Genomic DNA, 22,745 nt, shown 5'->3' with positions numbered 1-22,745 from the left:
ACGCCTAACTATGTGGGCTTGAGTGAACGTACCGTCCTAGGAAGTTTTGCCTTGCTGCTCATTTATCTTTGGTTAACTTTTGGTCAATTGAGTTGGTTATAAGTGGTTTTGTTGGTAATTTTTCTATCATTGTGGCAAGTTTACTTAAAATCACTTAAGTGAATTTAAGTTATGACACAAGAAGAAAGACTCGTAGCGCTCAGAGCGAAGCTGGATCAGCAAAATAAAGTAACGTTGTCTGAAGTTTGTGAGTACTTTGGTATCTCGCGAGATTCAGCTCGTCGAGACTTAGTTAAGTTGAGTCAGCAACCTGGGTTACAAAGAATACGAGGTGGTGTCATGCTTGCGCCGATCTCTTCCCATACCGAGGCATACGCGAGTCGACCCGTGAGTGACGTTAAACATCGACTAGCTCAAGCTTCCGCAGCGTTGTTGGATGAGCGCGACCATCTTGTTATTGATACCAGCACCATTTTGTCTCTGCTCCCACTCTATGCAGGAAAAGCGCGTTGTGGAGAAAACAAGCTCAACGTCGTTACTAACAGCATTGATGTGCTGACCGCTGCTGAGACAAACGACACAATGGACGTTCATTTCTTAGGCGGACACTTTGACCCTTATGCCAGAGCAGTTTTAGGGGCGCAAGCAGAGCAGCAAATGCAGCAGTATCACGTGAACAAAGCGTTCATTGGCGTGTGTGCATTGACATCCCGAGGGCTGACAACAAATAGTTTGTTAGAAGCAACAATGAAACAAGCGATGATTGCTCAAGCTCAGCAGGTCATCGTCGTTTGTGAATCCCGAAAAATTGGTAGCGACAATTTCCACCACGTATGTGATTTGTCAAAGATCGACATCATTATTACCGATCATCCCCCTCAATCAGATTTTCAACAACTCCTCGATCACAATGATATTGAATGTATTGTTGTGTCACCGAAATAAGGAATCTTAGAATGGCTTACGATCCCGTAAAAACCGCTGTGATTGGTTACGGATATTCAGCAAAAACGTTTCATTTACCCTTCATTAAAGCGCTACCAAATTTAACGCTGAGCGCGATAAGCTCTCGTCAACAGGAGGCGGTTCAAAATGATTGGCCAGATGCTAAGTGGTTTTCTGATGCGAATACTTTACTCGATGATAGTGATGCAGAGCTCGTAATCATTACTGCGCCAAATGACGTACATTACGAACTTGCAAAGCGTGCGTTGAACAATGGGAAACACGTCATCGTCGAGAAACCGTTTGTTACTCGTATAGAAGACGGTAATGAACTTATCGCCTTGGCGGAAGAGAAAGGTCTAGTGCTGAGCGTTTTTCACAATAGACGTTGGGATGGAGATTTTCTCACGGTTAAATCTCTTATCGAACAAGGTAAGTTAGGTGATATAAAGCTGTTTGAGTCACACTTTGACCGTTACCGCCCTGAAGTTCGTCAACGATGGCGAGAGCAGGCTCAAGATGGCGGTGGTATTCTATTCGACCTTGCTCCTCATCTTCTCGATCAAGCATTGGTGTTGTTTGGCTTGCCAGATGCGATAGACGCACAATGTCGAATGATGCGTCCGGGCGCGACGACGATTGATTATTACAACTTGATACTTCATTACCCTGAGCATATTGTGCACTTGCATTCAAACTTGTATAGCCCAGAGCCGAATCTCCGCTACAAAGTATTGGGTACGGAAGCTAAATATGAAAAGTTCGGATTAGATCCTCAAGAGGGCTACTTAAAAGAAGGCCGTTTGCCGGAAAACGATGCTTGGTCGGAAGAAGATGAGGCGTTATACGGCGTCCGTTACGACGAAGACGGTGCGCAAACTATCAAAACGGAGAGAGGCGCGTACCAAGCTTACTTTGTTGGTGTGGCAGACGCCATTCGTTTGGGCACTGATAACCCGGTTCCTGCCGCTCAAGCAGTACAGAATATCGCTCTGATTGAGATGGCATTGGAAAGCAGTAAAACGGGTAAAACGATTCAGGTGAAACCATGAGTTTGACGCTTGAACTCGTGGCCCTGCAAGAGCATGAACTTCAGTTGGCGGAATTTAATCACCATATTGCGTGGTCTATCGGCCTCGCTCTAAAAGAAGAGGCTGAAGCTCGCGGCGCGGCTGTTGCTATTGAGGTTTACGGCTTTGGACAAACGCTATTTCAATACGCGATGGCAGGAACCTGCGCTGATCATTTAGATTGGGTCCGTAGGAAGCGAAACTCAGTATTAAGGTATGGCCACAGCTCTTACTATCTTTCTCTGTACAACAAGCAAAAGCAACGTGATTTCGAAAATCAGCCTCATCTCGATGCTCGTGAGTACTGTGCTCATGGTGGCGCGTTCCCAATTCGGCTTTCTGGGTCTGGTTTGGTTGGGGTTGTGACGGTATCGGGTTTACCGCAGTTAGATGATCATCAGCTAGTTGTGGATATATTAAAAACGATGATAGAGACAAAACCCTCTTAAACGCCAAATATGAAAGTAGCACGGTTCTTTATCGTGCTACTGAATTCTCTTTTTAGCTCATAAAGTGTTCTTTAATGTGAGCAAATATTAACATTGATCCCAACTTACTACCTGAAAATCAAATCAATTTCATATAACCTATACGCTCATTCATATAGAAAGCCTTCAAAGTTGGCCATTGGCAATGTCTTTTAGAAGAAAAGAAAAACTCAATCTTAGAAATCTTATTGTCACCCTATGTGTGTTCAGTGTGCTTGTCACTTTGATCAACGCATTCTACTCGATTTATCGTGTTCAAAGGGATCTCATCATCAATAACACGTTAGAATCAAACCGTGTTTACGCCCAAAAAATGTCTGAAATGACAGACTCTTTCATAGAAAGCTCAATGTCGCAGCTAAAATACAGTGCGAACGTGCTAAAAGACAAGATGCATGACGCTCAGCTTCTTGATAAAGAGGCTGAGAGATTAAGAACGCAAACCAAATCATTTAACTCTGTGGTTGTCGTTAATGCAAAAGGGGTTATTATTTCCGTATCACCTGAAACACTTCAGGTGAAAGGTGTAAGGTTAGTGGGTGAAAGAAAACGCCAATCTTTAAACGCTCAAGCACCAGTTGTTACTGAACCATTTATATCGCCCGCTGGAAATTACTTGTTAACCATCTCATACCCTATATTTTCTCAATCTAATGAATATTTAGGTTATATCGGCGGCACTATTTATCTAGAAAAAGAAAATATTCTCGCAGAGTTACTCAGCCAGCACGCATACAAAGATGGTTCTTTCCTTTACGTTGTCGATGAGAGTAACACTCTGATTTATCACCCAGATCAATCGAGGGTTGGTGAAGTAATCGACGATAATGAAGCAATCAAAGCGGTGACGATGGGGCAGAGCGGCAACAAAGAAATTGTTAACTCTCGCGGCGTCGAAATGCTTGCTGGTTATGCGCCAGTAAAGTCATCAGGATGGGGAATTGTTGCTCAGCGCCCGAAATCGATGACGTTATCTGTGCTAGATGAACAGATGTGGAATGTTTTCCTTAAGTCGATTCCAATTGGTTTATTAACTTTGTTGCTAATTTGGTTCTTGTCCCTTCTTATTTCTAGACCACTTTGGCAGTTAGCGGGTGCTGTGCGAGGTGTCGAAGAACATTCATCATCTATCGATGATCTCAAACTGGTTAAGTCTTGGTATTTTGAGGTCTCACATTTGAAGCTTAGTTTTCTTAAAGCATTTGGTATCGTGTCAAAAACCATTGATAAGCTGCAACTGGATACATTAACAGATTCGATGACTGGATTATTGAATCGACGTGGATTAGATAAAGTTCTTGGTTTGTTTAAGCAGGAAAATACCGCGTTCTCTGTTTTGGCGCTAGATATTGACCACTTTAAGAGCGTAAACGATAACTATGGCCATGACGTGGGTGACAACTTACTTAGAGAGTTTGCGCAGTTAATGAAAGACCAAGCTCGCTCTAATGATCACCTGTGTCGTTCTGGCGGTGAAGAGTTTATGATGTTTTTGGAAAAAACAGACGTAAACCACGCTATGGATGTTGCAGAGCGTATTAGACACAACGTGGAACAACATGACTTTCAGGTGGTTGGTAAGGTCACGGTTTCGTTGGGCGTTTCTCACTGGAAAGGCAATGACACACCAATTGAAGCGGTAATGAAAGACGCCGATAATGCACTGTATAAAGCGAAACATAATGGAAGAAATAGAACGGAGTTGGGTGACGACGCACAATAGATATTGCGCTTTATGCTGAACATAAAACGAGCCAGTGACTAACCTTTGCTGTTAATCGCTGGCGTAACCGCTACCAATTGCGCGAAACGGCAAGTTTAGCTCTAACTCTGGAATTTGTTTACCCACCCAAGCCGGAAATGTATTGCTATTTGGCCCTGGAAACAGCGTATATTCTTCAGCCCAAGGGTATTGGTTAATAACACTTTGTATTTTAGGGATAAGCTGGCGGGCCTTTTCACCTTGTATGGAGAGGATCTTTTCTGGTTTTGCACCATACCAATATCGATCTGGCGTCCCAGTTTGGTACTTATATAGAGCGGGTTGTCCGCGATTCACTCTCCAGCCGACTACTTCATACACTGTATATTCGTTCGCATTTTCAGGCTTTATTGCAAACCATGTATGAACAGCAAACCAGCCTCGCCAACCAAACGCATCTGCGGCGTAAAACTCAATCACAGCATGCTTAACATTAGAAGGGTCGGGTGCGATACCCGCAGGTTCTCTGCTAGCAGTACGCCAATCTCCTTGAGTGCATCCACCCAGCATAACCGCGATTGACATGAGCCAAATTTTTACAAGGTAAGTAAAGTTGAGAGGGTCTTTCATTTATTGCTCCTAGACCAACCGATGTTGGTAACGCTCTACTGATTTTAGCTATAAAAACGTGGCAAGCCTGATTGTTGAAATCCTCTCCTTATTAAAAGAGAGAGGGAAGTTAGTGCCATAATTCCAGTTCATACGTAATAATAAGGTAAGCCGATTTGTAACATGTGGCATAGACGATGCCGTATTTCTCGAACGATTCGTCTAGTTGCGTATGAAAAAGTAAGAGGTTGTATGTATTCCTTACACGACCACATGAATTAAAAGCATTAAAAAACAGATATTTACAGTGGATTTTGACTGATTGAGTGAGTTTGGGACCCTCACATTGTCTCACATTTGCTTGTTTTGGGCGGAATCTTCATCGCTCATCTTTTTGCGCGTTTAGAGTCAGCGTTCAGCTATGGCACAATAGGCGCTCACAGAACAAGTGCTGTTTGGTCATGCAAATAGCAGAAAAATAACTAGAAATAGAATAATTAATGTTTAAATCAAAAAGTATACTCGCATTAAGCATGTTCGCATTTGGCTGTTTTGCCAATCAAGATAGCGAACCAACGTCCGTTGTGCTGAACTATGGTGATTCCTCCATCAGTACTGATATTCAAGCCAATCGAAAATTTCATGTTGTCCGAGACAATGAAAGTGAGCACGTAGAATTTTCCGGCGGAATCACAAAGGAGTATTCCGATTATATTGTGAATATTCATATCATAAGAAAAAGCAATATACGCAGATCAAGCCGTGAGCTGAATACTACCGTATTGATGAACAGTGATCAGATTGGGAAGCCTTTAGTGATTGGCATTGAAAATGATGAGTTCACTAGTATCACTTTGCGTTAATGCTTAGTATTTATTGAATAGGAATGAGGAAATTGATGCTCTCAATACGCTGTTATCGCACCGAGGATGCCCCAACACTGTGGGCACTCTTTTACCATACTGTGCGAATCATTAATCGTCGCGATTATACGGAATCACAAGTTTCCGCTTGGGCACCATCAGATTTTGACCTCGATGTGTGGCAACGAAAAATGGACGATATTCAACCATACGTCGCGGAGATAGAAGGGCAGGTCGTTGGCTATTGTGATTTGCAAGGTGACGGCTTGATTGATCATTTCTTTTGCCATCATGAATACCAAGGACAAGGTGTTGGTCGTGATTTGATGTCTTTTCTTTTTTCACAGGCGAAAGTACAGGGGATAAAACGACTGTATTCTGAAGTGAGTATTACCGCCCGACCTTTTTACGAGAAAATGGGTTTCACAGTTAAGTCTCGACAACGTGTTGAGGTTAGGGGAGAAACCTTAACTAACTTTATGATGGAAAAGTATATTTAACTTAAATAGTGAGCATTTAGTGAGCTTGAACACAGATATAAAATGTTTTCCAATGTGAAAACGAGTTCATTGATCTCGCACCAACGTTTTGTTTGAAAACAGTGTACATAATCTTCTCTGGAACGCCATTACCGCATTTCGTCTCTGAAGGCTTAAAAACAGTCTGAAAGTTTTGGTTTTGCGGCGGGTAATAGCGTTCCAAACGCCAAATGTGTCTGGCTAACCATCTCAGGAAGAGAAGTAGTACTATGCGCCCTTATCTCAAATACGTTGTTCCAACATTGATACCATTGCTTGTTTGGTTAATGCCTCTCTCTGCGTTCCCATTTGATGGCATTACTATCGTCCAGCAAAGAGTGATTGCAATCTTCTTGCTTGCCGCACTTTGCTGGGTATTCGAGCCAATTCCAATCTACGCCACTTCGGTTGTGATCATTGTCCTAGAGCTATTGCTTGTATCAAATAAAGGTATTGTGCTCTTTCGTTTGCAAGAAGGGCAGCCACATTTTGGTGAGCTATTACAATATAACGAGATAATGGCGACCTTCGCTAGTCCGATTATCATGCTCTTCCTCGGCGGTTTCTTTTTGGCTATGGCGGCGACAAAGTACAGGTTAGATGTCAACTTAGCCCGAGTGTTACTCAAACCATTTGGACAAAAACCAAAGTTCGTTATGCTGGGGTTGATGCTGATCACAGCTGTTTTTTCCATGTTTATGTCAAACACCGCAACAACAGCGATGATGTTGTCCATTTTAACCCCTGTGATAGCGGTTTTCGGGCCTAAAGACCCAGGTCGAATTGCATTCGCCTTGTGTATTCCTGTTGCAGCCAACATTGGTGGCATTGGTACTCCAATCGGCACGCCACCGAATGCCATCGCCCTAAAGTATTTGGTTGGTGACAACTTAATTACGTTTGGTGAATGGATGGTATTTGGTGTGCCATTCGTTATTGTGATGATGGCGTTAGCCTGGTTTCTGATTGGCTTTTTGTATAAAGCCGAACAAACCACCATCGATCTGAACATTAAAAGCAAGTTTTTGAAAACACCCAAAGCAATAATGGTTTACGTCACCTTTGCCGGCACGATTATTCTTTGGTTGATGGGTTCTGCACATGGAATGAATTCTTACACAGTAGCATTAATTCCGGTCGCAGTGTTCTCATTGACGGGCATCATTAACAAAGAAGACTTGAAGAAAATCTCTTGGGATGTGCTTTGGTTGGTGTCAGGCGGTATTGCTCTGGGCCTTGCTCTAGATAAAACCGGGCTTGCGAAGCTGGTGGTACACAGCATTCCGTTTGATCAGTTCTCGCCATATGTTGTCTTGTTTGGTGCGGCTTTCTTGTGCTTGTTAATGGCAAACTTTATGTCGCATACAGCCACCGCAAACTTGCTGATGCCGATAATGGCTGCGCTGGGTACTTCTATGGCTTCGCTAACGCCTCTCGGCGGTGAAGTTACTCTGATCTTGGTCGTGACATTTGCCGCTTCACTCGGTATGTCGTTACCAATCAGTACGCCACCAAACGCGTTAGCTCATGCAACAGGGCATGTCGAGAGCGGCCAAATGGCTCGTATCGGTGCCGTGCTAGGCGTGATTGGCGTATTACTCAGTTTTGTGATGGTGTGGATTTTACATACTGTTGGGCATATTGGATAACCCACCATGTACGAAACGAAGTTAGACGCGTTAGTACAACGCTACTTTAATCACCTTGAACGCCGATTAACGGTTCTATCCGGGTCGGTGCTTATTGAGCAAGCTGGCTACAACGATCGCTTGTACTATGTGCTGTCGGGAGAACTGGCGGGCTATTACGCGGAAGATGACAAGAAACCGATTCAGGTATTTTCTGCGTCTCAAGGAGCGTTTATTGGCGTACATAGTTTCTTTTCTGGTACGTGGACTGCCTCTTCGACAGTGATTGCTCAAACCGATGTTGAATTGGCTTGGATACAGCGTGATACGCCTGCCGTGGAAGAGGCGACATACGGGCCATTGACGACACAATTTATGCCTGTGATGGTTAACGAATTATCTCGTCGTCAACGGCGCGCAATGCAAGAGGCATTGGCTAAAGAAAAAGCACTACAAAAGCTTCATACCGCAGAGCAAATGACAACGTTGGGGCAGCTTGCAGCGGGTATTGCTCATGAGTTGAACAATGCGATAGGCGTTGTAAGCAGTAAATCAGAACGGCTAGAGACAGTTATCATGGAACTGCTTGAAGAAGTTCATCCGGAAGCGAGTCAATTTTTTGATTTTGGTTTAATGCAAGGGCAGAAAGTCTCTTCTAGCGAAGCGAGAAAGCGGGGGCGCCACTTCGAAAAATACTACGGTTTAACCAAGGAGGTTGCTCGTGATCTTGCACGTGCCGTTCCAAATAATTTCCTTTCGGAACATTGGCTAAAAAGACCAGAAGAAGCGATACGTTTCTGGCAAATGGGGCGAGATCTCCATGACTTACGCATCGCTTCTAAACATACCGTTGGCATTGTGCGATCCGTAAAACAATTGGGGCGCACGGATATCGACTTGGATGAAGCGATTAACATCAATGATTCAATCAATCGCGCCTTGGCTCTATTGCAAAGTGACTTAAGACGAGTGAGTGTTCGTTTTAGCCCTGCGGATTTACCTGCTTTTATTGGTTCTCAAACCGAACTCGTCCAAGTTTGGGTAAATATATTAAAGAATGCGTGCGATGCACTTGGTGAAACGGAGAAACCCGGTATCGAAATACATACTCGGGAGAGTAAGGGTAAAATTTTGGTCACGATTGCTAACAATGGACCAGAAATTGATGAAGCGACACGTAGAAAAATTTTCCGGCCAAACTTCACCACTAAAAAGGGGGGATTGTCGTTTGGTTTAGGGTTAGGTCTGTCGATTGTGAAGCGCATTATCGCCGGATATAACGGCTCTATTATAGTAAAGAGCGACAGTGAAAAAACGATTTTTAGAATCAAGTTACCAGTAGAGGGTGAACATGGAGAAGCTTAATGTAATTTGCGTTGATGACCAACGAGAGGTACTAAGCGCGGTTCTACAAGATTTAGAGCCGTTAAATCAGTGGTTGAATATCGAAGACTGCGAATCAGCAGGTGAGGCTCTAGAACTGATGGATGAATTTGATGCAGAAGGCGAGATGATCGCATTGATTATTTCCGATCATGTGATGCCAGGTAAAACGGGAGTAGAGCTGCTGACCGATGTATCAAAAGACGGTCGTTTTGGCTTTACGAGGAAAGTGCTTCTTACCGGGCAAGCGACGCACACCGATACGATTAATGCGATCAACTCCGCAGGCATTGACCGCTACTTTGAAAAACCATGGCAAGCAAGCCAATTAATAGAGTGCGTTAGAAACCTGGTGACCCAATATATCTTTGATGTGGGCTTAGATTACACTCAGTATCACGAACATTTAGATCAGAGTGTGGTGTTTGAACGCCTACGTTAATAGGGGGCATTAAGCTTTGTTTTCGTCACGGCCAGTTAGTGTCTGAAATCTATAGTGAATAGTTCAGCATGTTTAACGTGGCCGTGCGGAATATTGCTCTAGTATGCTTAACTCAACGAATAGCGGCTTGCACTGGCAACAGAAAGTGGCTTAGAGAACCAATAACCTTGCAGATAATCGACGCCCATTTCGGTAAAAAATTCACACATTTTGGCGTCTTCAATTCCCTCAATCACTACTTCAATATTATTTTCCTGGCACATAGTGATAAGAAACTTCAGATATTCTTGTGAAGAGCGGTTGGTTAGTGTTTTCCACGCCATCGACCTATCAATTTTGATTTGTGTCATCGGGAGGTCGAAGAAGCTATTTAATGAACTGTAACCCGATCCAAAGTCATCCAGAGAGAGTGCAAATCCTAGTTCCCTGAGGGTATTCAGAGGGGCAATGGCTGTCTGATTATTATCCAAAATAAACGTTTCTGTTAGTTCCAACACAATAGACTCAGGATCGACACCAACCTCATCCGCCATGGCTTTAATTCGCGCAGGGAATTCACTATTCATTAACTGAAGTACAGAAACATTCACGTTTACACGAACTTGGTTTTGGTAACGCTCACGGTAGTTTTTGATAAATTCACACGCTTTGGCAAAGACTTGATATCCGAGCTCGACAATCAAACCTTTGTTCTCTGCGACGGGGATGAATTCGTCTGGATAAATTTCGCCAAACTCTTTGCTACGCCAGCGAACCAGAGATTCGAAGCTCACTACTTTTGAGCTTTTGGCGTCAATAATTGGCTGAAACTTAACGCTTAATGTCTGTTTTTCTAATGCACTTTTTAGACCTTGTTCAATAAAGAAATAACGGTCTACGGCATGCTGAGTTTTCTCACTGTAAACCGCAACACGGTCTTTATTCTGCTCGCTTGCGTACTGACAAGTTCGTGCTGCTTTACGCAATATTTCCTCTGCTGAGTGACTTGGATCTATGCAAGGATACAAACCAATACTAATGTTACTTCCTAAGTATTGGCCCTCTTCAATCACTGCCTCGTGGTAGGTTTCCTTTAAACTTTCGGCGTAACTTTGCAGCGTTTCTACCGAGCATTCATCGTGAATCAAAATCGCAAAGTCATCATCATGTACGCGATATACAGAACTATTTGGAGAAGGTAGGTGACTGAGAGTTTGTAGCAATTTTTCCACTAACCCATCGACCAACTCGCTGCCATATTGATTTAAGTAAGATTTAATCTCTTCTATCTGAATGTAACAGATAGATGCACAAGAATCAGTGGCTCGCACACTATCTTCAATATCCAGCAAGAGATGGGCGCGATTAGCCATACCTGACGCATTGTCATGAAATGCGACTTGATGAATGTAGCTTTCCATCAGCTTGCGTTCAGAAATATCACGGTGGCTACCAACCATATAATGACCATGTTCTGTTTCTTTGGTCATGGCTACGCCTTCAATCCAGACGTACTGTCCATTGGGTTTACGCACGCGGTAGGTCGTTGTGACCCTCGTGTTGTTGGTAATGATGTGAGCATCGACCCGAGTGGAGAGTCTTTCTCGATCGAGAGGGTGAACAAGGTCTAACCATTGCTCTAAGCTGATTCGACCAGCGTTGATACCAAGCTGCTCATAAAAGCCCTTGTTATAAAATACCATGGTGCCAAACTCATCCATGTAAAAGAGGCCTTCGTTAAATACATCGAAGATATGAATGAATCGTTCTTCGACGATTTTTAGGAACTCTCGGTCACTATCTGAGACTTGTTGGTCAAATATGGTGGTCAAGATATTTCCTCCTCGAGCCTTTTAGCATCAGAGATGAGTGTTGGGGTTGATAACATAGAGTTGATCTGCTGGCGTACATTACAATCACAAAAGTGTCAGTTCAAATTGTTTGGCTATCATTTTATGCGCTACTAGGTTAATAACATACTAAGATTAGGCGGCTAATCATCGACATTTATAAAAAATAGTCAACAGTAAAAATCATTTATAAAATACAGTTATTGATGCCGTCCGCAATCTATAAATATTTATGAATAATTATCCTAAAGTTATTTTCAGTTGTGTCGGTATCAATGTGCTGTTTTCTAACGTCATTTGTATATATGTTATCTTGGATAAAACCATAATAACAAAAAGGACTTAATGAGCGCGACCGATTATTAATTGACAGGATGCTCATTAATTGTAATCAATTCAAATTTATTATCACGCCAAGTAATCAAATCTCTTATAATGCGGACGTTAATATCGAGTAAGCCTTCTTTATATGCAGTACGATCCGAAAAATTCAATCAAAATTGCGCTCGCTGATATCGGCGTTGGTATGTTTGTCACCGCGATAGAGCACAACAAGCGCGTCAATTTAGCAAATGCGGGGCGGATATCTAGCCCTGAAGGCATTAAGAAGCTTGCTACAAGTGGCGTAAAGTATGTTTGGGTAGATCAAACATTATCTTCGCAGCAGTGTGTCTTCAAGCCTGTAGATGAATCAACTGATGCCACTAATGAGACGCGAGAGCAGAAACACTCCGATTTTAAGAGGGGTCAACGAGCTTATCGTTCGAGAGACATCCAACACAAGCGAGCCAAAAAGCTGATCGCTGAAGCAAAAGATTTGGCGCAGAAACTATTGAATCAAACTTTTGAAGGAAAAATCATTGAAGTTGATGAAGTAGAAGCTTGGGCTGACGATGTCATTGAAAGTGTTTTGATTGACTCAGATGCGTTGCAGTGTGTCTCTGCACTCCGAAAAAAAGACTCTTACTTATTGGAACACTCCGTCAATGTCGCTTGTCTTTTAGTGTCATTCGGTAAGTACTTGGGCTTGGATAAGCCAACGCTAAAACAGCTTGCTGTAGGTGGCATTATTCATGATGTAGGTAAAATTAAAGTCGATGATAAGATCTTGCACAAGCCAGCGAAGCTAACGCCTGAAGAATTTGAACATATGAAGCTACATCAAGTGTTCGCAGGTGAGATAATCCTTCACGTAAAAGGACTTAGTGACGTAAGCCGTGATGTTTGTTTGATGCACCACGAGAAGTTAGATGGCAATGGTTATCCTAGAGGCTTGAAGGGGGAGGAGATTCCAATTCACGGCCGTATGAGCTGTATTGTAGATATCTACGATGCGCTAACGGCTGATCGCTGTTACAAAAAAGGCATGAGTTCTGCGGAAGCGTTTAAAATCTTGTTGAGTCTAACGCCATTTCATTTAGACGCCGACTTAGTTTACAAATTCATTAATTGCATTGGGATGTACCCCGTAGGCTCCATTGTCGAGTTGAACGATGGGCGTGTTGGTATTGTTTGGTCTTCAAATGAATCTCAAGCATTAAAGCCAGAAGTGAAATGTTTCTACTCCCGCAAGTATAAACGATACATTGATGTCACGATGGTGGATTTAAAAACGAGTGCGTACAAAATTGAAAGAGCGATCGCGCCTTCATCGTTAGAGATCGATCCTAAGCCTTTTTATGATTAAGAGAAATAGATAAGCTTATACAACAGGCTTTACATCCTTGCATGTAGATCGTATTTTATTTGCATAACTATCTATTAATTTTTTCTAAGTTATTTAGATGCAAGATGGTTATTAAGACCTCGGCTTCATGGATAGAAACCGGGCGATAAAATAGTTCTATACACAATGGGCTATAAACCTCATTTTGCTGGAAGGGATGCTAATGCAAATAGATACATGGATTTTTTACACTCTTGCCATTCTCGTGCTCACAGCTTCACCAGGACCAAGCTCACTGTTGTGTTTGAGTAAAGGAGTGAGTAGTGGGTTTCGTATTGCTTTCATGACTGCGCTTGGCAGTTTGTCTGCGATTACGATCATCCTTACGCTCTCATTTACCGGGCTGGGAGTTGTCATTGCTTCATCTGAGTTAGTTTTTAATATTATCAAATGGTGTGGCGCCGCTTATTTAATCTGGTTAGGTATTCAAGCGTTGCGCTCATCTCAGACAGATTTTAATAAAACGGCAACGACTCAAAGTTCCGCGACAGCGTTTAGCGCGTTCACTAGTGGTTTCATTGTTGGCGCTAGTAATCCCAAAGCGATAGTCTTTTTCACCGCTTTGTTTCCTCAATTCATAGAACCTTCCGCACCGCTACTGTCTCAATACGCGATTTTCGCGTCTACATTTGTGGTTTTTGAGCTTAGCTGGCTAACATTTTATGCATTGTTAGGGGTAAAAGCCTCCGATTGGTTGTTTGTCGCTGGAAGAGCGAAGTTGTTCAATCGTTTGACTGGTGGAGTATTTATTGGTGCAGGCGTGATGTTGTCGACGGCAAACCGATAAATAAGACAGACTTCGGTACGCAGTTAGGTTTTCCCATATAGTAAGTTGGAATGCGCTAATTTAGCTTTGTCTTATTTCCAGAATGGAAATAGACGTTTTGTTTATTTTCATTAGTGGCAACAGCCAAGTAGGAGTAAAATCACGTTACTCTTTAGGGGTAGGGCTCGTATTTTGTCTTGTGGGCTTGTGGTTACTTTGTAGGAATATCTTAGATGACAAGCCTTTCTAAACTACAACAACGTTTTCTAGATATCGCGACCGACGTCCGTCTTTCTCCAAAACAGAAGTCGAGTTTTTTAGCTTTAGAGGCTGAAGCGTGCATTCCTTACATGACCGTATCTCCATCACTGAGACAAGCAATGGATGAAGGCATCATCTGCGATATGTTTGAAGGTCATGCACCGTTTAAACCTCGCTATGTGTTGCCTGATTACGCTAAATTTCTATCGCAAGGCTCAGACTATTTAGAGTTGTCTCCGGCTGATGATTTCGATGATGCGTTGAACATGCTGACCATCATTTACCATCATGTTCCTTCGGTAACGAACATTCCGGTTTACTTAGGCCAGTTAGATGATGTCTTGTTGCCTTACATAGGCGACCTAACAGAGAGCCAGATTTACAAAAAGTTAAAACATTTTTGGATCATGCTGGATCGCACATTGCCAGATGCGTTTATGCATGTGAATGTCGGACCGACAGACAACATTATTTGTCGCACTGTTTTAAAAGTAGATGCGGAGCTCAAGCAGATTGCACCGAATCTCACCTTTATGTACGACGAGACAGTTACACCTGATGATTTACTTCGTCAAGCGACACAGAACATTTGTGAATGCAGTAAACCGCATATCGCCAATTACCCAATGCACACGAAAGCCTACAACGGCTCACGCTTTGGTATTGTAAGTTGCTACAACTCGCTTCCATTAGCAGGTGGCTCGAACACATTGGTGCGAATGAATTTAAAAGAAGTTGCAAAACGAGCATCAGACTGTAACGACTTCTTAAACAGTGCGTTGCCTTCTTACCATCGATTAATGGTCGAGCTCATAAACGCAAGAAGCACGCACTTGCATGAAAAATCGAACTTCTTTCAAGGCTTTTTGACGCAAGAAGGGTTGATAAAAGAGTCCTATTTCGCGCCAATGTATGGCGTTTACGGCATGGCCGAAGCGGTAAACCTTCTATTTGAAAAAGAAGGGCAAATAGGGCGATACGGAAAAAATGATCGAGCAAATACTTTTGCTCATGATGTTTCAGCAACACTGGCTAAACTGGTGGACTCAACCCCGGTGAAATATGGTTTAGATGGCAAAGCGCTCTTACATGCACAAGGCGGCATTAGCTTAGATCATGATGTTACGCCAGGTGTACGTCTGCCTTATGGTGCAGAGCCAGACCCTGTCACTTATGTACAAGCAACGGCGAAGCATCATCAGTATTATCGTGCGGGTATCAGCGATATTTTGACGATTGATGAAACGGTGAAATCTAACCCAGAAGCGATGTTCAATTTATGTAAAGGGGCACTAAATGCTGGTTATCGTGAGTTTACCGCGAATGTCACTTCAAATGACTTAATTCGCGTGACAGGCTACATGATCAAACTTTCAGATGTCGCGAAATATGATAAAGAAGGTTCGAGAACCAACACGACGTTTCTAGGTGCAGAAGCAGCAAAAAATACCAAAATTTTAGAACGCTCGCCACGTGTGGTGAGTCATGAAGTAACACCGACTTACACGCAGGCATAAGTTCGGTTTAGGAAAGAACAAGATGTCTAGACGAAGTGGAAGCCTTTTGGCAAAAGTCACTCGTATCCTTCCTTTCTCTTGTGTTGATGGGCCAGGAAATCGTCTAGTCATCTTTCTACAGGGTTGTAACTATCAGTGTTTGAACTGCCACAATCCTCACACGATAAACCATTGTAATCATTGTGGTGAGTGTGTGAGTGAATGTTCAGCAGGCGCATTGAAGTTCGACGAAAACAACAACGTTGTTTGGCTTAAAGAGGAGTGCACCCACTGCGATCATTGTATAGAGATATGTCAGAACCAATCTAATCCAAAAATTACTGACTACTCTGTAGTAACAATGCTCGATTTGATACGCAAACATCGCTTTTTCATCAGTGGTGTTACTGTATCCGGTGGGGAATCTACCTTACAACTTCCTTTCATTATTGAGCTGTTTAAAGGGATAAAACAAGATCCTGAATTACGGCACCTCTCTTGTTTCATCGACAGTAACGGTTCTTTAGCGGTTGCTGGTTGGCAGCGTATTCTACCTTTTCTGGATGGCGCAATGATCGATTTGAAAGCGTGGCAGACGGAGACGCATCAGTGGCTAACTGGGCGTGATAATCATCGTGTATTTAAAACCCTTCAGTACCTTGTTGAGCACGAAAAATTGTACGAGGTCCGCTTACTGCATATTCCCCAAAAAAGTGATTTAGATATAGAAATCGTAGCAATTGGACGTTACTTGAGTACTCTTCCTGAATCGGTGATTATACGTTTAAATGCCTTTCAGCATCACGGAGTAGTGGGGGAGGCGTTAACTTGGGATATGTGCTCTCATCATGATATCGAACGCTTAAAATCAGAGCTTCGATGCTACGTGAGTAACCCTATCACAGTGCCGACAGTACTCACGTAGTACCGTTGTTTATCTATGCTTACGCATCACAGGCATCTAACATGGCGCAGGCGTCGAGTAATTGTTGCTGCAACCATTTTAAAGCGGGATCGTTTAAGCTCGCTTTGTTCCAAACGAGGCTGTAGGCTACCTGTCCGTAATCGAATGGAAGAGCTTGTTCAACCAAACCTTTTGCTTGCATTGCCGCTCTTGCCCAAAGCTTGGAGCATGTGAACAAGTAATCCGAGTGCTGACACATCACAGCAGCTGAACCAAAGTCGGCTACACGCATGGCCAAGTTTCGCTTTGAATGCCTTTGGGTGAGATTTTGCTCAAAATAAGGTTGTGACAGATCTTTATCATGAATACCGATGTGTCTTGCACAAAGGTAACTTTCAACAGATAAGGGTTGCTCAGCGAGTGGGTTCGATGCTCTCATTAAGCAAACCATTTCGTCTTTCAAAATGGTTTTCCAGACCAAGTCTTTATTTTGTGTGGGTGGTTGGCTGAGATCGTGAGGAAGCAACAAAAAATCCACTTGACCTCTTGCTAATGCATCGAAGCTCATTTCCTCTTTCGCATGGACATTCAAGTGCGCGTGGTTGCTCAGTTGTTGGGACAAGTGCTGTAGAACTGGCGCAAAGAGCTCAAATGAACTTTCACGCATTGCTAATGAAAAACTACCTTGATAGTAAGCCGGATTGAAAGAGCCTTGATGTAATAATCCATTCATACTGGAGAGTATGCCATGGATTGATGGGCCTATATGCAGCGCAAATGCTGTCGGCACTAAGCGAGTGCCATCACGATAAAAAAGGTCATCCTTTAGCGTTTCGCGCAACTGTCCGAGCGTTTTACTGACGCTCGATGGTGTTACACACAAGCGTTCTGCCGCAAGTGTGACGCTGTGAGTGGTTAACAACATATGTAAAACAGTTAGATGTTTAAGGCTTATACGCGAAAGAGCAATGTAGTCCATAAATAGCATGGTTTCTTATGATTTTTGGCAGTATATCAGCATGAAACAAATTTTTACTATTGTTTATCTCGGAAACACGCCTGTTTCTCTTTGAGCTCAATGCATTTAATGGGTTGCATAAGGGTTGATGGTGCTTATAAGTCTAGAAATTTATCTTAGTTTTGTTGGACTTTAATGCTTTCATTTATTCAATTCTAAAGCTTCTATGTAATTTTAATCAATTTGGAGGAGTTGATTGATTTGTACACGAATAAAACTTGTTCCTTGTTAATTAAAATAGATATTGTTTTGTTGATTGTTTGGTGATTTACTCATGATCCCTCAGTAACAAAGGTATAAATAATTAATGGACGACCCCTTTAGTCGACAAAATCCTTCACCATATGTCTTCTTATTATTGGAGACATACTCATGCTAGAACTTTTTATGCAACCAGAAGCTTGGGCTATTTTCGCCACTTTGTTTGCGCTTGAAGTTGTCTTAGGCGTTGATAACGTCGTTTTTATCTCTGTCTTATGTGAAAGACTGCCGCTGCACCAACGTAAGCTGGCAAGAAACCTTGGTATTGGTCTTGCTGTTATTGCTCGTATTGGTTTAGTGTTTTCAATCTCTTGGATCATGCAATTGACTCAACCGCTATTTTCTTTGGCGAACCAAGCGTTTACCGGAAGAGACGTTATCATGATTGCGGGTGGTGCATTCCTCTTGGCTAAAAGCCTGAAAGAGTTGTGGAGTTGGTTAAATCACAACGAGTCGGCTCACTCAACTCACGCCCGTACTGGTTTAGCGGTAGTTCTGTTGCAGATTGTTGCCGTGGATGCTGTATTCTCGATGGACTCGGTGATAACCGCCGTTGGTTTGACAAGTGATGTCCCACTTATGGTCGCAGCGATTGTTTCTTCTGCTATCGTGATGGTCATGACAGCCGAAAAAATCAATAACCTGGTGTCGTGTTACCCTGGTTTTAAGACACTTGCTTTGTTATTCCTCGTTTTGTTAGGTGGTTTATTGATGGCAGAAGGCTTCGAAATTCATATCAACAAAGGTTATGTGTATTTTGCGATGGCATTCGGCTTAATTCTGGAACTTTGTCATATCCAGTTAAAAAACAAACAACGCCCGACTATTAAACGTCTTAGTCCGTTGCGAGTTCATCCAACCAGATTAGAAGCTCGTCAATAATAAAAGATATTGCCGCTCATATGAGCGGCATTTTTATATTCGTCATCACCTATTTTTACTCTCTTTTTATTTTGTTGTCGTTTCGACAAAAAATCGCATTTGTTGTGGGGTTGAAGATTTTTTATATAGACCGCCCAACTAATATGAGTGAACGACAATAATGGATAAAATGATCGATGCGTTAGCAACCCATGGCTACTACATCTGGGATGATTTTCTTTCTGAACAAGAAGTGACTCAATTACGAGACTGCATTCCAAGTAACTGGAAAAAAGCGCGTATTGGTCGTAATGACGATGTGACACGTATTGAGTCAATTCGAAGTGACAAAATTCAATGGTTATCGCCCAATATGGGGCACGCGGTTACTTCTTACTTAGATAAGATGGAAGAAATACGCCAAGAAGTGAACCGTCACTTGTTTCTGGGGCTTTTTGAGTATGAAGCTCACTTTGCCAAGTACGAGGAAGGGGATTTCTACCAAAAGCATCTAGATTGTTTTAAGGGCAATGAAAACCGTCGATTGACAACCGTTTTTTACATGAACGAATCTTGGACGGAAAAGGATGCAGGTGAATTGGTGGTTTACGATCTAAATGATAATAAGATAGCAACCATCCCTCCTCAATCGGGACGCTTACTTTTATTCTTATCTGAGCAATTCCCGCATGAGGTTTTACCGACCAATGCTGAGCGTTTCAGTATTGCAGGTTGGTTCAGAATCAATGGTGTGCGAGACAATGTACTTGATATTGCAAAATGATTGGTTTGCAACCTGCACAAAATCAGCAAAGGGCGTAGATACGCCCTTTATCGATTAAACATTAGTTGATAGCTCGTAACACTCGGTCATGTTTCGCTCTAGCACTGCATAGACGTCAGAACAAAGTTCTTGTTTAGCGACTTGCTCGCCCATAATCGCGGCGATTTGTGCTTGAGCCATTCGTCCTCGGTAGGGACGGTCCTGAGACAGAGCTTGAAAAACATCGGCAACCGCGACAATACGCGATGGTACATCGAGTTCGTCTCCTGTTTTATGATAAGGATAGCCAGAACCGTCCAAACGCTCGTGATGATTAGAGGCCCACTCCGCTATTTTAGCGTTGGGAAACACTTTGTGTAATGCGAGCTGAGTATCAATTGTATGGCGTTTAATACGCGTATACTCTTGTTTATTAAGAGAGCCTTCTTTATGAAGAATCTCATCTGGTGTTTTTAACTTTCCGATATCATGCACCAACCCAGCAATAAATAACATCTCTTGGTCGTGCTCACAGAACCCAAGCTTGATGGCTAGATACCGAGATAACTCCGCCACTTTTTGCGAATGTTGATAAGTAAATGGGCTTTTTGCGTCAACAATTCGAGCGATAAACATTCCCAAACTATTCATATCTTGGATGGTGAGCTGTTTTTGAAGCCAATCAATGCTTTTAAAGTTTAATCCGATGGTTTCTATATTTTCAGACTCCATCGCGAACCAAAATGCGTCGGTCATAACGAGCTTAACCATTGCCTTAGCCATGTCTGGATTAAACAAAGTTCCAGCGTTTGCCATGATGCATTCTGCAATTAGTTCTTCATGAAGTGTGACAATGTCACAGTGGCAGTTCATGACGTATTTGGAACGCATAAAATCGAGACGATCGGCTAAATAGAGTAGGGCAGCGACCTCTTTTTCAAAAGGCGGTAAATCAAGATATTTTAGTTCACTCCAATGTGTATGGTGGTAAAGAACAGGTGTCGCAAACTGACGTAACAAACGACACTGCTTGAGGCTTCGGTATCCTCTTAAGCAATGTGTTTTTACATCTTGTGGCACCAACTCCTCAAGTAACATTTTATGTTCTTGTGTTTCGGAGACCCCACAATCGTGGATCATCCCTGCGAAGTAGCAAAACTCCGCTTTTTCTGGTTCCCAGTTCATGACCCGAGCACATTGGTAAGCGATGTAAGCGACACGATGGCTATGGTGCGTATCATCAACACCGACATAGTCGAGTGCTCGAGCAACCCAGATAAGTGCTTGTTTCAGATCGACTTCAAAGCCCATGTCCGTATGGGAATGGCAAGAATGATTCATGGTTTATACCGACATTGCTAATTAGCCCACGCTAAACCCAAATCAGAAGGTGATAGGAAAAATTGGGTACGACAGCGAATAGACCCCAAAAAGGTGGGCGTTTAGACATAGTTTTGATTATGGGCGGGATAATAATCCTAGTTGCATAATAATATCACCTGAAGCTCATGGTTAAGAGTCAGATATTTGAACTAAGTATAAGTTTTGAAAGATTATTGTTGCTCTTGTTGACTTATTTGAAAACGACAATAAATCATGATGTAACGCATTCTTATTTTTATTTTTGTAGATCGTGTTCGGGCTCAACCAGAGACACACGGTATTGATGTCTGATTAACAGAATTCATATTGTTGCTTTTGAAGGCAAAAAATAAGAAGACTTCTTCGAGGCTTGCTCTGTAACTAACAGAGTAATAGGGAAAGCAGCTTGTTAACTACATGACAATAGAGCGTCGTTGAAAACATTTTCTCTGTAGCTCATGTCGTTGAGGGAAGATAATAAAATGGTACGGTTTCCCAGCGATGCTAGCCCTTTTAGTGAGATAAGTTTATTGAAAATGTGTGATTGCAAAGTAAGCATAGGTAGTAAAAGTAGCTAGAATGATAGCTCTAAATGAAAAGGATTTCGTATGTTGAAGCATCGTTTATATCGGAGTTACACCGCTGGGTTAAAAATAGCAGCCCTTATCCTTCCTATGCCGAGACCAACCTTGTTTTCCGGCCCTGGTTCGATGAATGAGCTATTAGAATCGATGACCGAGCTGGGATTTAAACGCGTTTTGTTAGTTACCGACGAAGGGTTAGTCCAAGTCGGTATTGTAGATAAGGTGCTTGAGGCTGCAGCACAACTCGATTTACAGTTAGATGTTTTCTCGCAAGTTAAGCCCGATCCTACCTATGATCAGGTAGAGAGCGGTCTAGAGGCTTATCATCGTTTTCATTGTGAGGGCATATTAGCTTTGGGTGGCGGCTCTGCAATGGATTGTGCAAAAGTCATCGCTGCGAAAGTTACCAATAAACGGCCAATAAAAAAATTAGCTGGACTATTGAAGGTATGGCGAATGCCAGCGCCGCTTTTTGCTATTCCAACAACGGCTGGAACCGGAAGTGAAGTTACTATCGCTGCGGTCGTGTCAGATCCCTCCTCACACATTAAAACCCCTTTAATGGATCCAAAGTTGGTGCCACTAATGGCAGCTTTAGATGCGAATTTAATGATTGGTTTACCTCCTAAGATCACGGCTGATACTGGCGTTGATGCATTAACCCACGCTATTGAGGCCTATGTATCGAAAAACGCTACTCAAGAAACGATGGCTTATTCGGTTGCCGCTATTAAACTCATTTTTAAATATCTTCCTAGGGCTGTGATGCAAGGGGATGATGTCGAAGCTCGTCATAAAATGGCTATGGCATCCTATTACGCGGGTTTAGCATTTACCAAAGCGAGTTTGGGTTATGTTCATGCCTTTGCTCACACATTCGGTGCGAGATATGGAATACCTCATGGTATGGCAAACGGATTAGCCTTGTTGCCTGTGCTGCGCTTTTCATTATCAGAGATTGAGCCTCAACTAAGAAAGCTCGATGAGTTGACGGCCGAGGGGCAGTTAGGTAACGCAAGTGCTCAGCATTTTTTGGCGAATCTGGAGTCCTTGTTTTCAACTATTGATATTGAGCAAACCAGTGCGCTCATTCAACGTGAAGATGCTGATGCGCTTGTTGATTTAATTCTGAAAGAGGCGCACTGGAATTACCCTGTTCCCAAGTTCATGAACAGGGAAGAATGCACACAGTTATTGTTAAATATCAGCAAGGCGTAAATTATAGTTTACATGCGTGGTTTTTTATCCTTACACTTTGCTTGATCT

General features: G+C 42.6%; 20 protein-coding genes. 16 read left to right on the top strand and 4 right to left on the bottom strand.

What is annotated here, in order from left to right; genetic code table 11:
• Nucleotides 1-171 precede the first annotated feature (171 nt).
• From R7Z49_RS11065 to R7Z49_RS11050, 4 genes are all read left to right on the top strand, one after another.
• The gene (locus R7Z49_RS11065) at nucleotides 172-945 is read left to right on the top strand and encodes a DeoR/GlpR family DNA-binding transcription regulator (protein ID WP_053350587.1); all 774 of its coding nucleotides are present in this window, start codon (nucleotides 172-174) and stop codon (nucleotides 943-945) included.
• 11 nt (nucleotides 946-956) lie between these two features.
• Nucleotides 957-1,997, top strand: a complete 1,041-nt coding sequence (locus tag R7Z49_RS11060; RefSeq protein WP_167415181.1) for an oxidoreductase — start codon at nucleotides 957-959, stop codon at nucleotides 1,995-1,997.
• A complete protein-coding gene (locus R7Z49_RS11055) occupies nucleotides 1,994-2,464 on the top strand; it encodes a heme-degrading domain-containing protein (protein ID WP_053350586.1) in 471 nt (156 codons plus the stop codon). The genes R7Z49_RS11060 and R7Z49_RS11055 overlap by 4 nt, the downstream gene beginning before the upstream one ends.
• 184 nt (nucleotides 2,465-2,648) lie before the next feature.
• Complete coding sequence (locus tag R7Z49_RS11050) at nucleotides 2,649-4,226, top strand: sensor domain-containing diguanylate cyclase (RefSeq protein WP_005389121.1); 1,578 nt, start codon at nucleotides 2,649-2,651, stop codon at nucleotides 4,224-4,226.
• A gap of 51 nt (nucleotides 4,227-4,277) precedes the next feature.
• On the opposite strand, the gene R7Z49_RS11045 is transcribed toward R7Z49_RS11050, so the two are convergent.
• Nucleotides 4,278-4,835 (bottom strand): DUF3750 domain-containing protein, encoded by a 558-nt coding sequence (locus R7Z49_RS11045; RefSeq protein WP_318111655.1) that lies wholly within the window; start codon nucleotides 4,833-4,835, stop codon nucleotides 4,278-4,280.
• Nucleotides 4,836-5,314: 479 nt separating this feature from the next.
• Here R7Z49_RS11045 and R7Z49_RS11040 point away from each other — a divergent pair, with 479 nt between their 5' ends.
• The 5 genes from R7Z49_RS11040 to R7Z49_RS11020 all read left to right on the top strand — a co-directional run bounded on the left by R7Z49_RS11040 (nucleotide 5,315) and on the right by R7Z49_RS11020 (nucleotide 9,648).
• Nucleotides 5,315-5,677, top strand: coding sequence for a hypothetical protein (locus tag R7Z49_RS11040; RefSeq protein ID WP_017634013.1), 363 nt, complete (start codon nucleotides 5,315-5,317; stop codon nucleotides 5,675-5,677).
• A 35-nt stretch (nucleotides 5,678-5,712) separates the two neighbouring features.
• Nucleotides 5,713-6,177 (top strand): GNAT family N-acetyltransferase, encoded by a 465-nt coding sequence (locus R7Z49_RS11035; RefSeq protein ID WP_017820619.1) that lies wholly within the window; start codon nucleotides 5,713-5,715, stop codon nucleotides 6,175-6,177.
• 248 nt (nucleotides 6,178-6,425) lie between these two features.
• Entirely contained in the window at nucleotides 6,426-7,844 is a 1,419-nt protein-coding gene (locus R7Z49_RS11030; protein WP_017634015.1) for an SLC13 family permease, read from the top strand.
• A 6-nt stretch (nucleotides 7,845-7,850) separates the two neighbouring features.
• Complete coding sequence (locus R7Z49_RS11025; RefSeq protein WP_053350582.1) at nucleotides 7,851-9,188, top strand: ATP-binding protein; 1,338 nt, start codon at nucleotides 7,851-7,853, stop codon at nucleotides 9,186-9,188.
• Nucleotides 9,175-9,648 carry a response regulator gene (locus tag R7Z49_RS11020; RefSeq protein WP_053303110.1) on the top strand — a complete coding sequence of 158 codons (474 nt, stop codon included), beginning with the start codon at nucleotides 9,175-9,177 and terminating at the stop codon, nucleotides 9,646-9,648. Before R7Z49_RS11025 ends, R7Z49_RS11020 begins: the two co-directional genes overlap by 14 nt.
• Nucleotides 9,649-9,755: 107 nt before the next feature.
• Here the strand turns inward: R7Z49_RS11020 and R7Z49_RS11015 are convergent, their stop codons facing one another.
• On the bottom strand, nucleotides 9,756-11,459 hold the full coding sequence (locus tag R7Z49_RS11015) for a putative bifunctional diguanylate cyclase/phosphodiesterase (RefSeq protein ID WP_005377743.1): 1,704 nt from the start codon (nucleotides 11,457-11,459) through the stop codon (nucleotides 9,756-9,758).
• A gap of 487 nt (nucleotides 11,460-11,946) precedes the next feature.
• Between R7Z49_RS11015 and R7Z49_RS11010 the strand changes: the two genes are divergently transcribed.
• From R7Z49_RS11010 to R7Z49_RS10995, 4 genes are all read left to right on the top strand, one after another.
• On the top strand, nucleotides 11,947-13,164 hold the full coding sequence (locus tag R7Z49_RS11010; protein WP_062730628.1) for an HD-GYP domain-containing protein: 1,218 nt from the start codon (nucleotides 11,947-11,949) through the stop codon (nucleotides 13,162-13,164).
• 202 nt (nucleotides 13,165-13,366) lie between these two features.
• The gene (locus R7Z49_RS11005) at nucleotides 13,367-13,990 is read left to right on the top strand and encodes a LysE family translocator (RefSeq protein ID WP_025766704.1); all 624 of its coding nucleotides are present in this window, start codon (nucleotides 13,367-13,369) and stop codon (nucleotides 13,988-13,990) included.
• A gap of 212 nt (nucleotides 13,991-14,202) precedes the next feature.
• A complete protein-coding gene (locus R7Z49_RS11000) occupies nucleotides 14,203-15,747 on the top strand; it encodes a YjjI family glycine radical enzyme (protein WP_053350580.1) in 1,545 nt (514 codons plus the stop codon).
• Between the two features lie 22 nt (nucleotides 15,748-15,769).
• Nucleotides 15,770-16,651, top strand: coding sequence for a YjjW family glycine radical enzyme activase (locus R7Z49_RS10995; protein ID WP_031778972.1), 882 nt, complete (start codon nucleotides 15,770-15,772; stop codon nucleotides 16,649-16,651).
• Between the two features lie 19 nt (nucleotides 16,652-16,670).
• Here the strand turns inward: R7Z49_RS10995 and R7Z49_RS10990 are convergent, their stop codons facing one another.
• Nucleotides 16,671-17,609 carry a LysR family transcriptional regulator gene (locus R7Z49_RS10990; protein ID WP_005377737.1) on the bottom strand — a complete coding sequence of 313 codons (939 nt, stop codon included), beginning with the start codon at nucleotides 17,607-17,609 and terminating at the stop codon, nucleotides 16,671-16,673.
• Nucleotides 17,610-18,020: 411 nt separating this feature from the next.
• Between R7Z49_RS10990 and R7Z49_RS10985 the strand changes: the two genes are divergently transcribed.
• Both R7Z49_RS10985 and R7Z49_RS10980 read left to right on the top strand, forming a co-directional pair.
• Nucleotides 18,021-18,791, top strand: coding sequence for a TerC family protein (locus R7Z49_RS10985; protein ID WP_005377734.1), 771 nt, complete (start codon nucleotides 18,021-18,023; stop codon nucleotides 18,789-18,791).
• 160 nt (nucleotides 18,792-18,951) lie between these two features.
• The gene (locus tag R7Z49_RS10980) at nucleotides 18,952-19,554 is read left to right on the top strand and encodes a 2OG-Fe(II) oxygenase (RefSeq protein WP_062730627.1); all 603 of its coding nucleotides are present in this window, start codon (nucleotides 18,952-18,954) and stop codon (nucleotides 19,552-19,554) included.
• Between the two features lie 54 nt (nucleotides 19,555-19,608).
• On the opposite strand, the gene R7Z49_RS10975 is transcribed toward R7Z49_RS10980, so the two are convergent.
• The gene (locus R7Z49_RS10975) at nucleotides 19,609-20,874 is read right to left on the bottom strand and encodes an HD domain-containing phosphohydrolase (protein ID WP_025766702.1); all 1,266 of its coding nucleotides are present in this window, start codon (nucleotides 20,872-20,874) and stop codon (nucleotides 19,609-19,611) included.
• A gap of 629 nt (nucleotides 20,875-21,503) precedes the next feature.
• On the opposite strand from R7Z49_RS10975, the gene R7Z49_RS10970 reads away from it, so the two are divergent.
• On the top strand, nucleotides 21,504-22,697 hold the full coding sequence (locus R7Z49_RS10970) for an iron-containing alcohol dehydrogenase (protein ID WP_062730625.1): 1,194 nt from the start codon (nucleotides 21,504-21,506) through the stop codon (nucleotides 22,695-22,697).
• Nucleotides 22,698-22,745 lie beyond the last annotated feature (48 nt).

The sequence above is a fragment of the Vibrio sp. 1562 genome, assembly GCF_033340155.1.
GTDB lineage: Bacteria > Pseudomonadota > Gammaproteobacteria > Enterobacterales > Vibrionaceae > Vibrio > Vibrio alginolyticus.
The sequence above is the reverse complement of the archived record's forward strand: the minus strand, read 5'-3'. Positions and strand labels throughout refer to the sequence as shown.